16 protein-coding genes and 1 CRISPR repeat array (1 of these 17 only partly in view) are annotated in these 14243 nt (G+C 54.0%); of the genes, 14 read left to right on the top strand and 2 right to left on the bottom strand.

Annotated features, from left to right (window positions below; all coding sequences use genetic code 11):
- Positions 1–262: a CRISPR direct-repeat array (repeat unit 29 nt; unit sequence GTGTTCCCCGCGTCAGCGGGGATAAACCG); it reaches 2208 nt to the left of the window's first position.
- A 93-nt stretch (positions 263–355) separates the two neighbouring features.
- The gene (locus tag M2374_RS07585) at positions 356–1402 is read right to left on the bottom strand and encodes an aminopeptidase (RefSeq protein ID WP_181506627.1); all 1047 of its coding nucleotides are present in this window, start codon (positions 1400–1402) and stop codon (positions 356–358) included.
- A 254-nt stretch (positions 1403–1656) separates the two neighbouring features.
- Here M2374_RS07585 and cysD point away from each other — a divergent pair, with 254 nt between their 5' ends.
- From cysD to rpoS, 12 genes are all read left to right on the top strand, one after another.
- Complete coding sequence (cysD, locus tag M2374_RS07580; protein ID WP_003034152.1) at positions 1657–2565, top strand: sulfate adenylyltransferase subunit CysD; 909 nt, start codon at positions 1657–1659, stop codon at positions 2563–2565.
- Between the two features lie 9 nt (positions 2566–2574).
- Positions 2575–4002, top strand: a complete 1428-nt coding sequence (gene cysN, locus M2374_RS07575) for a sulfate adenylyltransferase subunit CysN (protein WP_135911492.1) — start codon at positions 2575–2577, stop codon at positions 4000–4002.
- Complete coding sequence (cysC, locus tag M2374_RS07570) at positions 4002–4607, top strand: adenylyl-sulfate kinase (RefSeq protein WP_115257610.1); 606 nt, start codon at positions 4002–4004, stop codon at positions 4605–4607. The genes cysN and cysC overlap by 1 nt, the downstream gene beginning before the upstream one ends.
- Before the next feature lie 49 nt (positions 4608–4656).
- Positions 4657–4980: a DUF3561 family protein gene (locus M2374_RS07565; protein WP_117343149.1), complete on the top strand. Its 324-nt coding sequence runs from the start codon at positions 4657–4659 to the stop codon at positions 4978–4980.
- A 219-nt stretch (positions 4981–5199) separates the two neighbouring features.
- Entirely contained in the window at positions 5200–5511 is a 312-nt protein-coding gene (ftsB, locus tag M2374_RS07560) for a cell division protein FtsB (RefSeq protein WP_003034163.1), read from the top strand.
- An 18-nt stretch (positions 5512–5529) separates the two neighbouring features.
- Positions 5530–6225: a 2-C-methyl-D-erythritol 4-phosphate cytidylyltransferase gene (gene ispD, locus M2374_RS07555; RefSeq protein WP_181688797.1), complete on the top strand. Its 696-nt coding sequence runs from the start codon at positions 5530–5532 to the stop codon at positions 6223–6225.
- 139 nt (positions 6226–6364) lie between these two features.
- The gene (ispF, locus tag M2374_RS07550; RefSeq protein WP_181688798.1) at positions 6365–6844 is read left to right on the top strand and encodes a 2-C-methyl-D-erythritol 2,4-cyclodiphosphate synthase; all 480 of its coding nucleotides are present in this window, start codon (positions 6365–6367) and stop codon (positions 6842–6844) included.
- Positions 6841–7890 (top strand): tRNA pseudouridine(13) synthase TruD, encoded by a 1050-nt coding sequence (truD, locus tag M2374_RS07545; RefSeq protein WP_181688799.1) that lies wholly within the window; start codon positions 6841–6843, stop codon positions 7888–7890. The genes ispF and truD overlap by 4 nt, the downstream gene beginning before the upstream one ends.
- Entirely contained in the window at positions 7871–8632 is a 762-nt protein-coding gene (gene surE / locus M2374_RS07540) for a 5'/3'-nucleotidase SurE (protein ID WP_181688800.1), read from the top strand. The genes truD and surE overlap by 20 nt, the downstream gene beginning before the upstream one ends.
- Positions 8626–9252, top strand: a complete 627-nt coding sequence (pcm, locus tag M2374_RS07535) for a protein-L-isoaspartate O-methyltransferase (protein ID WP_096755923.1) — start codon at positions 8626–8628, stop codon at positions 9250–9252. The genes surE and pcm overlap by 7 nt, the downstream gene beginning before the upstream one ends.
- Positions 9253–9438: 186 nt before the next feature.
- On the top strand, positions 9439–10521 hold the full coding sequence (nlpD, locus tag M2374_RS07530; RefSeq protein ID WP_310471111.1) for a murein hydrolase activator NlpD: 1083 nt from the start codon (positions 9439–9441) through the stop codon (positions 10519–10521).
- 63 nt (positions 10522–10584) lie between these two features.
- Positions 10585–11577 carry an RNA polymerase sigma factor RpoS gene (gene rpoS, locus M2374_RS07525; protein ID WP_000081498.1) on the top strand — a complete coding sequence of 331 codons (993 nt, stop codon included), beginning with the start codon at positions 10585–10587 and terminating at the stop codon, positions 11575–11577.
- 72 nt (positions 11578–11649) lie between these two features.
- Here the strand turns inward: rpoS and M2374_RS07520 are convergent, their stop codons facing one another.
- Positions 11650–12054, bottom strand: a complete 405-nt coding sequence (locus M2374_RS07520) for a MarR family winged helix-turn-helix transcriptional regulator (RefSeq protein ID WP_117343152.1) — start codon at positions 12052–12054, stop codon at positions 11650–11652.
- A 160-nt stretch (positions 12055–12214) separates the two neighbouring features.
- Between M2374_RS07520 and M2374_RS07515 the strand changes: the two genes are divergently transcribed.
- Both M2374_RS07515 and M2374_RS07510 read left to right on the top strand, forming a co-directional pair.
- Positions 12215–12808: a non-oxidative hydroxyarylic acid decarboxylases subunit B gene (locus tag M2374_RS07515; protein ID WP_117343153.1), complete on the top strand. Its 594-nt coding sequence runs from the start codon at positions 12215–12217 to the stop codon at positions 12806–12808.
- Positions 12808–14235, top strand: coding sequence for a non-oxidative hydroxyarylic acid decarboxylases subunit C (locus M2374_RS07510; RefSeq protein WP_181688801.1), 1428 nt, complete (start codon positions 12808–12810; stop codon positions 14233–14235). Before M2374_RS07515 ends, M2374_RS07510 begins: the two co-directional genes overlap by 1 nt.
- Positions 14236–14243: the final 8 nt, after the last annotated feature.

Below are 14243 nucleotides of genomic sequence, written 5' to 3'. Positions count from 1 at the left end.
GTCAGCGGGGATAAACCGGGTGTGGTGAGTAAACAGAGTGCGCTTTTTGTGTGTTCCCAGCGTCAGCGGGGATAAACCGGCCGTGCCGGTGATGCGCTGGATAGGTGAGCGGTGTTCCCCGCGTCAGCGGGGATAAACCGAGTTTGCTTTTTGGCAGGGTGCCGTCTTTGATGTATTCCCCGCGTCAGCGGGGATAAACCGGCTCTCTAGGCGTTCGCATGGTTGGCGATAGCGTGTTCCCCGCGTCAGCGGGGATAAACCGCAACAGCCCGATAGAAACGATGGAATCAGCCAGTGTTCCCCGCGTCAGCGGGAGATAAACAGCGCAACATTCAATAATTTGATTTCATAAAAACTATGAGTTTTTTTCAGCCTTTGCCAGCTCTTTGACCAGTGGCAGCATAATGCGAACCACGTCGCGACTGCGGTGCTCAATACGGCCGGGTAACGCTTTATCAATATGCTGCTGGTTATCAAGTCGAACGTCGTGCCAGCTGTTGCCTGCAGGGAATGAGGCGGTTTTGGCTCGCTGCTGATAGCCGTCTTTGTTACCCAGATTCCAGTTGGTGGCTTCGACGGAGAGCACGGCAATCCCCGCTTTGTCGAACACCTCCGCATCGTTACAACATCCAGTGCCTTTCGGGTAGTTCTTGTTCAGACCGGGATTAGTGCTGGCGGAGATACCGCGACTGCGTGCAATAGCCAGCGCCCGGTCGCGCGTGAGCTTACGAACCGCTTCAGGTGTTTTTTGCCCGCTGTTGAAATAGAGCTTATCGCCGACGATCAGGTTATCGAGATTAATCACCAGCAGCGTATTTTTCTTCTCGGCGGCGCTCATGCGTTTGAGTACGTTCTCTGCGCCGAGCTTGCCTTCTTCTTCTCCGCTGGTGGCGATAAAGCGGATGCCGTACTCGGTCGGGACATTCTTGAGTTTTTCTGCCAGTTCCAGCATCACGCCGAGACCCGCCGCGTTATCGTCAATCCCTTGCAGCGTTAATCCACCGAGATTGGCATCGGAGTCGGCATCGCTTTGCGGCGCGTAGGTATCAAGGTGCGCCATAATAATAATCTGCTGCGGTGCCTTACCTTCATGTGCTGCAATTACCGTGCTACCCGTTACGTTATGCCAGTTTTTATGGTTATTTTTGGCGGTATACACATAGCGGCTATTAAACGTCCGAATATCACTGCTGTATCCCATCTGCTGAAACTGCTGACGTAAATAATCGGCAGACAACATTTCTGCAGGCGAGCCCGTCACGCGGCCAGGAAAAAACGTTGCAATATGGCGGGCCTGGAAGTTGGCGATATCTCCGGGCTTCGAAGAGGTTGCCTGTGCGGGAAGGATAAAGCACACGCCGAGCGCCAGGGCAGCAGGAAAGTGGCGCAATGCGGAAAACATAGTGAGTCCTTAAATACCAAGCATAAATTTTTACCCGCTAGTATGAAACCGTGATCGGGGTAAAACAATTTCATTTGCTCCTAAATGCCCGAAATCCGGCGGCTTAAGCACTTTTTGATATTTGCTTTTCCAGATCGTTATTCCTTTGAGGAACTACTCATTCCAATTCGTAATTTCATTCGTTCTCTTGCCCTCCCTATAGTCGAGTTATCTGAGCATCGTTAGAACAATAACGGCATTACATAGGAACGGTTATGGATCAAAAACGACTTACCCACCTGCGGCAACTGGAAGCGGAAAGCATCCATATTATTCGTGAGGTGGCCGCCGAGTTTTCTAATCCGGTGATGATGTATTCCATCGGCAAAGACTCCAGCGTAATGCTGCATCTGGCGCGCAAAGCGTTTTATCCCGGCACGCTGCCGTTCCCGTTGCTACATGTGGACACCGGCTGGAAATTCAGCGAGATGTATGAATTCCGTGACCGTACAGCCAAGGCTTACGGCTGCGAGTTGTTGGTGCATAAAAACCCGGAAGGGGTGGCGATGGGGATTAACCCGTTTGTCCACGGCAGCGCCAAGCATACCGACATCATGAAAACCGAGGGACTGAAGCAGGCGCTGAACAAATACGGCTTTGACGCCGCGTTCGGTGGTGCCCGCCGCGATGAAGAGAAATCGCGTGCCAAAGAGCGAATTTATTCCTTCCGCGATCGTTTTCATCGCTGGGACCCGAAAAACCAGCGTCCGGAACTGTGGCACAACTACAACGGGCAGATTAACAAAGGCGAAAGCATTCGCGTGTTCCCGCTTTCGAACTGGACCGAACAGGATATCTGGCAGTACATCTGGTTGGAAAATATCGACATTGTACCGCTGTACCTGGCCGCGGAGCGCCCGGTGCTGGAACGTGATGGCATGCTGATGATGATCGATGACGACAGGATCGATCTGCAACCCGGTGAGGTTATCAAAAAACGCATGGTGCGTTTCCGCACGCTTGGCTGCTGGCCGCTTACCGGCGCCGTGGAGTCAAACGCGCAGACGCTGCCGGAAATTATCGAAGAAATGCTGGTCTCAACCACCAGTGAACGTCAGGGCCGCGTGATTGACCGCGACCAGGCGGGCTCCATGGAGCTGAAGAAACGTCAGGGGTATTTCTAAGGAGCCGCCATGAATACGACACTTGCACAACAAATTGCTAATGAAGGCGGCGTTGAAGCCTGGATGGTTGCCCAGCAACACAAAAGCCTGCTGCGCTTTTTAACCTGCGGCAGCGTGGATGACGGGAAAAGTACGCTGATTGGCCGACTGCTGCACGACACGCGCCAGATTTACGAAGATCAGCTCTCAACGCTGCATAACGACAGCAAACGTCATGGTACCCAGGGTGAGAAACTGGATCTAGCGCTGCTGGTTGACGGGTTACAGGCTGAGCGTGAGCAGGGGATCACCATCGACGTGGCCTACCGCTATTTCTCCACCGAGAAGCGCAAATTTATTATTGCCGATACGCCAGGGCACGAGCAGTACACCCGGAACATGGCCACCGGTGCGTCCACATGCGACCTGGCGATCCTGCTGATTGATGCACGTAAAGGTGTGCTGGACCAGACTCGCCGCCACAGTTTTATCTCCACGCTGCTGGGGATCAAACATCTGGTGGTGGCGATCAATAAAATGGATCTGGTGAGCTTCAGCGAAGAAACATTTACCCGCATTCGCGAAGATTATCTGACCTTTGCCGAACAGTTGCCGGGCAATCTGGATATTCGCTTTGTGCCACTTTCTGCGCTGGAAGGCGACAACGTGGCCTCCCAGAGTAAAAACATGCCATGGTATAGCGGCCCGACGCTGCTGGAGGTACTGGAAACGGTAGAGATCCAGCGGGCTGTTGAGACCCAACCGATGCGTTTCCCGGTACAGTATGTGAATCGCCCGAACCTGGATTTTCGTGGTTATGCCGGAACTCTGGCCTCCGGTCGCGTAACGGTAGGCCAGCGAATCAAAGTGCTGCCGTCTGGCGTTGAATCAAGCGTCGCGCGGATCGTCACCTTTGACGGCGATCTCCAGGAAGCGCATGCGGGCGAAGCGATTACACTGGTACTGAAAGATGAAATCGACATCAGCCGTGGCGACCTGTTGCTGGATGCTCGCGAAGTGTTGCCTGCGGTACAGCATGCTGCCGTTGACGTGGTATGGATGGCGGAACAACCGCTGTCGGAAGGTCAGAGCTATGACATCAAAGTCGCGGGCAAGAAGACGCGTGCCCGCGTAGATAACGTGCAGTATCAGGTCGATATCAATAACCTGACTCAGCGTGAGGTCGACGCGTTGCCGCTGAATGGTATTGGCCTGGTTAATTTGACGTTTGATGAACCGCTGGTACTGGACACCTATCAGCATAACCCAGTGACGGGCGGCCTGATTATTATTGACCGCCTGACCAACGTCACCGTGGGTGCGGGACTGATCCGCGAACCCATCGAGCAGCAACAGGCCACGACATCCCCCTTCAGCGCGTTTGAACTGGAACTGAATGCACTGGTGCGTCGTCACTTCCCGCACTGGAATGCACGCGATTTGCTGGGAGGAAAGTAATGGCGCAGCATGACGAAAACGTCGTCTGGCATGCCCATCCCGTTACGCCGCAACAGCGAGAGCAACGCCACGGTCACCGTGGTGTTGTGCTGTGGTTTACCGGGCTCTCCGGCTCGGGTAAATCGACGGTGGCAGGGGCGCTGGAAGAAGCGCTGTACAATCTGGGCGTCAGTACCTATCTGCTGGATGGCGACAACGTGCGCCATGGCCTGTGCAGCGATCTGGGTTTTAGCGACGCCGATCGCAAAGAGAACATCCGGCGGGTGGGGGAAGTCGCTAGTCTGATGGTGGATGCCGGGCTGGTGGTGCTGACGGCATTTATCTCCCCGCATCGCGCTGAGCGGCAAATGGTCCGCGAGCGCGTCGGCGAGGGGCGTTTTATCGAGGTGTTTGTCGATACGCCGCTGGCGACATGCGAAGCCCGCGATCCGAAAGGGCTGTATAAAAAAGCGCGAGCGGGTGAACTGCGCAATTTCACCGGAATTGACGCGGTGTATGAAGCGCCTGAATCGCCAGAGATTCACCTTGATGGTGAACAATTGGTAACAAATTTGGTTCCTCAATTATTAGACCTGCTGAGGCAGCAAGATATTATCAGATCCTGAGACATCCCCGAGCTTATCGGCTTGGTCAGTCAAGGTCACAGGATTAGCTATGCGTAACAGCCATAACATTACTATTGCAGAGTCAGACACCTTCAATGCCGACGACGAAACCATCTGGTCACTACCGGGGGCCGTGGTCGGTTTTGTGGCGTGGTTGCTGGCGCTGGGCATTCCATGTCTTATGTATGGCCCTAACACGCTGTTTTTCTTCCTCTATACCTGGCCGTTTTTCCTTGCATTGCTGCCTGTCGCGATTGTGGCGGGAATAGCCCTGCACTCGTTATTGAAGGGACGATTGTTCCTGAGCATGACGTGTACCCTGCTGACGGTGGGGCTGATGTTTGGGGCATTGTTTATGTGGCTGCTGGGCTAGGTTATCTCCCTTCTCTTTATATGGCTACTGAGGCTGAAACGCGGACTGGTCATAATTCAAACCGTAACCAACAATGAGATTATGTTCTCCTTACACGGGGTATACGTAACAACGAGCAAATGTGGTACATTTGCCCGCGTTGTCGCGGTATTCCCGCCTGTAGACGGAGAGTCGTCTGCGGATGTTTTGGGATGATGATGCCGTTTTTCAGGGGGCAGGATGGGTAAACTAACGCTGCTGTTGCTGGCTTTATTGGTCTGGCTTCAGTATTCGCTGTGGTTCGGTAAGAACGGCATACATGACTATAGCCGCGTCAACGATGATGTGGCTGCGCAGCAAGCGACAAATGCGAAACTTAAAGCGCGTAACGATCAGCTGTTTGCCGAAATTGACGATCTCAATGGCGGTCAGGAAGCGATTGAAGAGCGTGCGCGCAACGAACTCAGCATGACCAAGCCGGGCGAAACCTTTTATCGTCTGGTGCCTGACGCGTCTAAACGCGCTCAGACTGCAGGGCAAAACAATCGATAAACCAGCCAAGGATTTAACATGGCAGCCACTTTATTGGACGTTTGCGCCGTGGTACCGGCTGCCGGATTTGGCCGCCGAATGCAATCGGAGTGTCCTAAGCAGTATCTCTCCATCGGCAATAAAACCATTCTTGAACACTCGGTTGCTGCGCTACTGGCGCATCCCCGGGTGACGCATGTCGTCATTGCTATCAGCCCTGGCGACAGCCGCTTTGCAGAACTTCCTCTGGCAGCGCACCCGCAAATCACCGTGGTGGATGGCGGCAATGAGCGCGCCGATTCAGTGCTGGCCGGTTTGCAGGCCGTCGGAAATGCCCGCTGGGTGCTGGTGCATGATGCAGCCAGACCGTGCCTGCATCAGGGCGATTTATCTCGTTTACTGGCGATAAGCGAAACCAGTCGTACAGGTGGGATCCTTGCCGCACCGGTGCGCGATACCATGAAACGCGCGGAACCGGGCAAAACTGACATTGCCCATACGGTCGATCGCACTGACTTATGGCACGCGTTGACGCCGCAGTTTTTCCCCCGCGAGTTATTACACCACTGCCTGGCCCGAGCACTCAACGAAGGCGCGACCATTACTGATGAGGCCTCGGCGCTGGAATATTGCGGCTTTCATCCACAGCTTGTCGAAGGACGCGCTGATAATATTAAAGTTACTCGTCCGGAAGATCTGGCGCTTGCGGAATTTTATCTGACTCGAAGAATCTAGACACAAAATCATTCAAGCTGCATCGAGGCGGCTACTGAGTGAATCCCCAGGTGCTTACATAAGTAAGTGACTGGGGTGAACAAAGGCAGCCAACAAAGAGGCCGCTTGAAGGATGATGTGTATATCAGGAGAATGCATAATGCGAATTGGACACGGTTTTGATGTACACGCCTTTGGCGGCGTAGGCCCAATTATCATTGGTGGCGTGCGCATCCCGTACGAAAAGGGGCTGCTGGCGCATTCTGATGGCGACGTCGCGTTACATGCGCTGACTGATGCGCTACTGGGCGCGGCAGCGCTGGGCGATATCGGTAAACTGTTCCCGGACACCGATCCGGCCTTTAAAGGGGCAGATAGCCGCGAATTATTACGTGAAGCCTGGCGTCGTATTCAGGCCAAAGGCTACACGCTCGGCAATGTGGATGTGACCATTATTGCGCAGGCACCGAAGATGCTGCCGCACATTCCACAAATGCGCGTGTTTATTGCCGAAGATCTTGGCTGTCATATGGATGATGTTAACGTGAAAGCGACCACCACGGAGAAACTCGGTTTTACCGGGCGTGGGGAAGGGATTGCCTGTGAATCGGTGGCGTTACTCATAAAGGCTGCAAAATGACAGAGTTTGAAAATCTGACGTATCTCCACGGTAAACCGCAGGGCCGTGGCGTATTGAAGGCGAATCCAGAAGACTTTGTGGTGGTCGAGGATTTAGGCTTTGAACCGGACGGAGAAGGCGAACACGTTCTGGTACGCATCCTGAAGAACGGCTGTAACACTCGTTTTGTCGCCGATGCACTGGCAAAGTTTTTGAAAATTCATGCCCGTGAAGTCAGCTTCGCCGGGCAGAAAGATAAGCATGCGGTCACTGAACAGTGGCTGTGCGCGCGCGTGCCGGGCAATGTCATGCCTGATTTAAGCAAATTTGAGCTTGAAGGCTGTAAAGTGCTGGAGTACGCCCGTCACAAGCGTAAGCTGCGTTTAGGTGCCCTGAAAGGTAACGGCTTTACGGTGGTGCTGCGTGAAGTCAACGATCGCGCTGACGTTGAAGCACGTTTGCAGGCTATTCTCGAGCGCGGCGTACCGAACTATTTTGGTGCCCAACGTTTTGGCATCGCCGGCAGTAACCTGCAAGGGGCGCTGCGCTGGGCGCAAAGCGATGCACCGGTGCGCGATCGCAATAAACGCAGTTTTTGGTTGTCGGCAGCCCGTAGCGCGTTGTTTAATCAAATAGTCAATGAACGATTGAAAAAAACAGACTTTAATCAAGTTGTTGACGGCGATGCGCTACAATTGTCTGGACGCGGAAGTTGGTTTGTTGCCACTCCTGAAGAACAGGCTGAATTACAGCGTCGCGTTAATGAAAGAGAGTTAATGATTACAGCTGCATTACCCGGCTGCGGTGAGTGGGGAACTCAGCGCGATGCGCTGGCGTTTGAACAGGCCGCCATTGCCGATGAAAGCGTGCTGCAGTCTTTATTATTGCGTGAGAAAGTCGACGCATCGCGTCGCGCTATGCTGCTGTACCCACAACAATTAAGCTGGAACTGGTGGGATGACGTAACCGTTGAGTTACGCTTCTGGCTACCGGCAGGTAGCTTTGCCACCAGTGTAGTAAGGGAACTTATTAACACAACGGGTGATTATGCGTATATTGCTGAGTAACGATGATGGGGTCCACGCGCCCGGTATACAAACGCTGGCGAAAGCGCTGCGTGAGTTTGCTGACGTACAGGTAGTTGCCCCGGATCGTAACCGCAGTGGCGCGTCTAACTCGCTGACGCTGGAATCTTCGCTTCGCACCTTCACCTATGAAAACGGTGATATCGCCGTGCAAATGGGCACGCCTACCGACTGCGTCTATCTGGGCGTAAACGCATTAATGCGTCCGCGTCCGGACATCGTAGTTTCCGGGATTAACGCCGGTCCTAATCTGGGTGACGATGTTATCTATTCTGGAACCGTTGCGGCAGCGATGGAAGGCCGGCACCTGGGCTTTCCCGCGCTGGCGGTCTCACTGGATGGTCATAAACACTACGATACCGCAGCCGCGATTACCTGCCGCATTTTACGTGCGCTGAGCCGCGAACCGCTGCGTACCGGGCGCATTCTGAATATCAACGTCCCGGACTTGCCGCTGGATCAGATTAAAGGTATTCGCGTTACCCGCTGCGGCAGTCGCCATCCGGCGGATCAGGTTATTCCACAGCAGGACCCGCGCGGTAACACGTTGTACTGGATTGGGCCGCCGGGCGAAAAATGCGATGCCGGGCCGGATACGGACTTTGCTGCCGTCGATAAAGGCTATGTTTCTGTCACGCCGCTGCATGTTGATTTAACCGCATACGGCGCGCATCAGGTTGTTTCTGATTGGTTAGACAGCGTGGGAGTCGACACGCAATGGTAAGCAGACGCGTACACACTCTTCTTGAACAATTACGTGCGCAGGGCATCAGAGATGAGCTTGTACTTGATGCGCTCGCCGCCGTGCCGCGTGAAAAATTCATTGATGAGGCGTTTGAACATAAGGCCTGGGAAAACATCGCCTTGCCCATTGGTCAGGGGCAGACGATTTCGCAGCCTTATATGGTCGCACGTATGACCGAGTTGCTTGAGCTGACGCCACAATCGCGGGTGCTGGAAATCGGCACCGGTTCCGGTTACCAGACAGCGATTCTGGCGCATCTGGTGCAGCATGTGTGTTCTGTCGAGCGCATTAAAGGTTTGCAGTGGCAGGCGCGTCGTCGCCTGAAGCAGCTTGATTTACATAATGTTTCAACCCGTCATGGTGATGGATGGCAAGGCTGGCAGGCACGAGCGCCGTTTGACGCCATCATTGTGACAGCAGCACCGCCGGAAATCCCTACCGCGTTAATGACGCAGTTGGATGAAGGCGGCATTCTCGTCTTACCCGTGGGCGACGAGCACCAGTATTTGAAACGGGTGCGTCGTCGGGGAGGCGAATTTATTATCGATACCGTGGAGGCTGTACGCTTCGTACCCTTAGTTAAAGGGGAATTAGCGTAGATATAGGTTCTGAATACCTGGAGTTTTCCTGGATATTCTGGAATTAGTAAGCGTATCGTGGTCACGTTTTCCAGTGTCCAGCCCGATGCCTTGCACGGTGATTACGTCACTGGTTGTTAACCAAATTTTCCTGGGGGATAAATGAGCGCGGGAAGCCACAAATTTACCGTTCGCCGCATGGCGGCATTGTCACTGGTTTCGTTATGGCTGGCAGGCTGTTCTAACACCTCGAATCCGCCTGCGCCGGTCAACTCTGTTGATGGCGGTGCGCCAACGAACACCAATTCTGGCATGCTAATCACGCCTCCACCTAAAATGGGCACGACGGCGACCGCACAGCAAACGCCGCAGATCCAACCGGTGCAGCGTCCAACCACGCAGTCAACACAAATTCAGCCCGTTGCTGAACAGCCAGTGCAGACGGAAAACGGACGCATTGTGTACAACCGTAAGTATGGGAACATTCCGAAAGGGAGCTATACCGGCGGCAGCACCTATACAGTTAAGAAAGGTGACACACTTTTCTATATTGCCTGGATAACCGGGAACGATTTCCGTGACCTAGCACAACGCAATAACGTTCCGGCCCCGTATGGCCTGAATGTGGGACAAACTCTGCAAGTGGGCAACGCATCGGGTGCGCCGATTACCGGCGGCAATGCCATCACCCAGGCGGATGCAGCACAGCAAGGAGTTGTGACCAACCCTGCACAAAATTCCACCGTCGCTGTTGCTTCGAAACCAACAATTACGTATTCTGAGGATTCAGGTGAACAAAGTGCTAACAAAATGTTGCCGAACAACAAGCCTGCTGGGACAGTTGTCACAGCGCCAGTAACGGCACCAGCAGTTAGCGCAACCGAATCGACTGCAAGCTCAACGTCTACCAGTGCGCCAATCTCCACCTGGCGTTGGCCGACTGACGGTAAAGTGATTGAAAACTTTGCGGCTACCGAAGGTGGCAATAAAGGGATCGACATTGCAGGCAGTAAGGGACAGGCTATTGTCGCGACCGCAGATGGACGCGTCGTATATGCCGGTAACGCACTGCGCGGTTACGGTAATCTTATTATCATCAAACACAACGATGATTACCTGAGTGCCTACGCCCATAACGATACAATGCTGGTTCGGGAGCAACAAGAAATCAAGGCGGGGCAGAAAATAGCTACCATGGGTAGCACCGGAACCAGCTCTACACGCTTGCATTTTGAAATTCGTTACAAGGGGAAATCCGTAAACCCGCTGCGCTATTTACCGCAGCGATAATTCGGCGGAACCAGGCTTTCACTTGCTTGTTCCGTTTAGGGATCACGGGTAGGAGCCACCTTTATGAGTCAGAATACGCTGAAAGTTCATGATTTAAATGAAGACGCGGAATTTGATGAGAACGGAGTAGAGGCTTTTGATGAAAAAGCCTTGAGTGAAGAGGAACCCAGTGATAACGACCTGGCTGAAGAGGAGCTGTTATCGCAAGGGGCCACACAGCGTGTGTTGGACGCGACTCAGCTTTACCTTGGTGAGATTGGTTATTCGCCACTGTTAACAGCCGAAGAAGAAGTGTATTTCGCGCGTCGTGCATTGCGTGGAGATGTAGCCTCTCGCCGTCGCATGATTGAAAGTAACCTGCGTCTGGTGGTTAAAATTGCCCGTCGTTATGGCAATCGTGGTCTGGCATTGCTGGATCTGATTGAAGAGGGCAATCTGGGGCTTATCCGTGCCGTCGAGAAGTTTGACCCGGAGCGCGGGTTCCGCTTCTCAACATACGCAACCTGGTGGATCCGCCAGACGATCGAACGGGCGATTATGAACCAAACCCGTACGATCCGACTGCCGATCCATATAGTAAAAGAGCTGAACGTCTATCTGCGTACCGCGCGTGAGTTGTCGCATAAACTGGACCACGAACCGAGCGCAGAAGAGATTGCTGAACAACTGGATAAACCGGTTGATGACGTCAGCCGTATGCTCCGACTCAACGAGCGCATTACCTCGGTAGACACCCCGCTGGGTGGCGATTCCGAAAAAGCGTTGCTGGATATTCTGGCCGACGAAAAGGAAAACGGTCCGGAAGACACCACGCAAGACGATGATATGAAACAGAGCATCGTCAAATGGCTGTTCGAACTGAACGCCAAACAGCGTGAAGTGCTGGCACGTCGTTTCGGTCTGCTGGGGTATGAAGCTGCGACACTGGAAGATGTGGGCCGTGAAATTGGTCTCACTCGTGAACGTGTTCGTCAGATTCAGGTTGAAGGTCTGCGTCGTCTGCGTGAAATCCTGCAGACACAGGGACTGAATATCGAAGCGCTGTTCCGCGAGTAAGCACAGTTCTATCAAGAAAGGCCAGTCTCAGTGAGGCTGGCCTTTTTCTTGCTTTATTGCCATCCGGCAGAATTACCCCATCATCTTGCGTACCAGTTGCGTGAACTGTTCACGCTCTTCCTCGCTCAACCTGCCCAGAAACTCATCATCAACGCTATCGCCCAGCGGCGCTGCGCTTGCCAGTAGTGCCTCACCTTGCTCAGTCAAATAGACAAACCGACGACGCTTATCCGCCGGGAAGTGTTCACGCCTGACCAGCTCACGCTTTTCCATACGGCTCAGCAGCTCGGCAAGCGTGGCCTTGGTGCAGACCGCGGCTTCGGTGAGAGCAACCTGTTCAATGCCGGGATGCTCGGCAATAGCGCGCATCACTGCGTACTGCGGCTTGGTGAGCTCCGGTAATTCGTGCTGCCAGCGTGACGTATGCTGCTGGAAAAGCTGACGTAACAGGTGAAAGGCTTTATTTCGTAACGGCATAGGGACTCCGGGATCGCGGTCGGCTTCTATCATAGCGGGTAATGCGCCATTTTTTAACGATCGTTTCTTTAGCTATCTGTGCGAGTCACCCTTGCCTGAAATGTATCGAGAGCGTATTTTAGCTAAAATGTTCGTACACGAACAAATATTGAGGGGCTGAATGAGACTGATCGTAGGGATGACCGGTGCAACGGGAGCACCGCTTGGTGTGTCGCTGCTACAGGCGCTGCGGGAAATGCCGGAGGTGGAAACACATCTGGTGCTGTCGAAGTGGGCGAAAACCACCATTGAACTGGAAACGCCTTATAGCGTCCGCGAGGTGTCTGCGCTGGCGGATTATTGCCACAACCCGGCGGACCAGGCGGCGACGATCTCTTCCGGCTCATTTCACACCAACGGCATGATTATTATCCCCTGCAGCATGAAAACGCTGGCCGGAATTCGCGCAGGCTATGCCGAAGGGCTGGTGGGCCGTGCTGCCGACGTGGTGCTGAAGGAAGGGCGCAAACTGGTGCTGGTGCCGCGTGAAATGCCGCTGAGTACCCTCCATCTGGAAAATATGCTCGCACTTTCCCGCATGGGCGTCGCGATGGTGCCGCCGATGCCCGCGTTTTATAACCATCCCCAAACGATCGACGACATCACGCAGCACATTGTGGCGCGCGTACTCGATCAGTTTGGTCTGGAACATCCGAACGCCCGTCGCTGGCAGGGTTTACGACCGGCGCAGAATTTTTCACAGGAGAATGAATAATGGCATTTGATGATTTGCGCGGTTTCTTGCAGGCGCTGGACGACCAGGGGCAATTGCTGAAAATCAGCGAAGAGGTGAACGCTGAGCCGGATCTGGCCGCGGCTGCTAATGCGACAGGGCGTATCGGCGATGGCGCACCGGCATTGTGGTTTGACAATATTCGTGGCTTTACCGACGCCCGTGTGGCGATGAACACCATCGGCTCATGGCAAAACCATGCCATTTCGATGGGGCTGCCGATCAATACGCCGGTCAGAAAACAGATTGATGAGTTTATCCGACGCTGGGATAAATTTCCGATTGCCCCGGAGCGCCGTGCGAACCCGGCATGGGCTGAGAATACCGTCGACGGTGAAGACATTAATCTGTTCGACATTCTGCCGCTGTTTCGTTTGAACGACGGCGACGGGGGCTTCTATCTCGACAAAGCTTGCGTGGTGTCGCGCGATCCGCTGGATCCGGATAACTTCGGCAAGCAAAACGTCGGCATCTACCGCATGGAAGTGAAGGGCAAACGTAAGCTTGGCCTACAGCCGGTTCCGATGCACGACATCGCGCTGCATCTGCATAAAGCCGAAGAACGCGGTGAAGATCTGCCGATTGCCATCACCCTGGGTAACGATCCGATCATTACCCTAATGGGCTCTACGCCGCTGAAGTACGATCAGTCTGAATATGAGATGGCGGGTGCGCTGCGTGAAAGCCCATACCCGATCGCCACCGCGCCGCTCACCGGTTTTGACGTGCCGTGGGGTTCTGAGGTGATCCTCGAAGGTGTTATCGAAAGCCGCAAACGTGAAATCGAAGGGCCGTTTGGTGAGTTTACCGGTCACTATTCCGGGGGGCGCAATATGACGGTGGTGCGTATTGATAAAGTTTCTTATCGCACCAAACCGATTTTTGAATCGCTGTATTTGGGTATGCCGTGGACCGAAATCGACTACCTGATGGGGCCTGCGACCTGTGTGCCGTTGTATCAGCAACTGAAAGCGGAATTCCCGGAGGTACAGGCGGTGAATGCCATGTACACCCACGGTCTGCTGGCGATTATCTCGACTAAAAAACGCTATGGCGGCTTTGCCCGCGCGGTCGGCCTGCGGGCGATGACCACGCCGCACGGTCTGGGCTACGTGAAGATGGTGATTATGGTGGATGAGGACGTTGACCCGTTCAACCTGCCGCAGGTGATGTGGGCGCTGTCGTCGAAGGTCAACCCGGCAGGCGATCTGGTGCAGTTACCGAACATGTCGGTGCTGGAGTTGGATCCGGGTTCCAGCCCGGCAGGGATCACCGATAAGCTGATCATTGATGCCACTACCCCGGTTGCACCGGATAACCGTGGTCACTACAGCCAGCCGGTATGCGATTTACCGGAAACCAAAGCCTGGGCTGAAAAGCTGACCGCCATGCTGGCTAACCGTAAATAAGGAGTAGC

Origin of the sequence: Citrobacter sp. JUb117, from assembly GCF_024809055.1 — a bacterium.
Classification (GTDB): domain Bacteria; phylum Pseudomonadota; class Gammaproteobacteria; order Enterobacterales; family Enterobacteriaceae; genus Citrobacter; species Citrobacter gillenii.
This window is presented reverse-complemented; position numbering and strand designations above follow the sequence as displayed.

Excerpts from the sequence above, each read along its gene's own strand:
- M2374_RS07585 (WP_181506627.1), bottom strand. The coding sequence starts at position 1,402 with ATGTTTTCCGCATTGCGCCACTTTCCTGCTGCCCTGGCGCTCGGCGTG.
- cysD (WP_003034152.1), top strand. The coding sequence starts at position 1,657 with ATGGATCAAAAACGACTTACCCACCTGCGGCAACTGGAAGCGGAAAGC.
- cysN (WP_135911492.1), top strand. The coding sequence starts at position 2,575 with ATGAATACGACACTTGCACAACAAATTGCTAATGAAGGCGGCGTTGAA.
- cysC (WP_115257610.1), top strand. The coding sequence starts at position 4,002 with ATGGCGCAGCATGACGAAAACGTCGTCTGGCATGCCCATCCCGTTACG.
- M2374_RS07565 (WP_117343149.1), top strand. The coding sequence starts at position 4,657 with ATGCGTAACAGCCATAACATTACTATTGCAGAGTCAGACACCTTCAAT.
- ftsB (WP_003034163.1), top strand. The coding sequence starts at position 5,200 with ATGGGTAAACTAACGCTGCTGTTGCTGGCTTTATTGGTCTGGCTTCAG.
- ispD (WP_181688797.1), top strand. The coding sequence starts at position 5,530 with ATGGCAGCCACTTTATTGGACGTTTGCGCCGTGGTACCGGCTGCCGGA.
- ispF (WP_181688798.1), top strand. The coding sequence starts at position 6,365 with ATGCGAATTGGACACGGTTTTGATGTACACGCCTTTGGCGGCGTAGGC.
- truD (WP_181688799.1), top strand. The coding sequence starts at position 6,841 with ATGACAGAGTTTGAAAATCTGACGTATCTCCACGGTAAACCGCAGGGC.
- surE (WP_181688800.1), top strand. The coding sequence starts at position 7,871 with ATGCGTATATTGCTGAGTAACGATGATGGGGTCCACGCGCCCGGTATA.
- pcm (WP_096755923.1), top strand. The coding sequence starts at position 8,626 with ATGGTAAGCAGACGCGTACACACTCTTCTTGAACAATTACGTGCGCAG.
- rpoS (WP_000081498.1), top strand. The coding sequence starts at position 10,585 with ATGAGTCAGAATACGCTGAAAGTTCATGATTTAAATGAAGACGCGGAA.
- M2374_RS07520 (WP_117343152.1), bottom strand. The coding sequence starts at position 12,054 with ATGCCGTTACGAAATAAAGCCTTTCACCTGTTACGTCAGCTTTTCCAG.
- M2374_RS07515 (WP_117343153.1), top strand. The coding sequence starts at position 12,215 with ATGAGACTGATCGTAGGGATGACCGGTGCAACGGGAGCACCGCTTGGT.
- M2374_RS07510 (WP_181688801.1), top strand. The coding sequence starts at position 12,808 with ATGGCATTTGATGATTTGCGCGGTTTCTTGCAGGCGCTGGACGACCAG.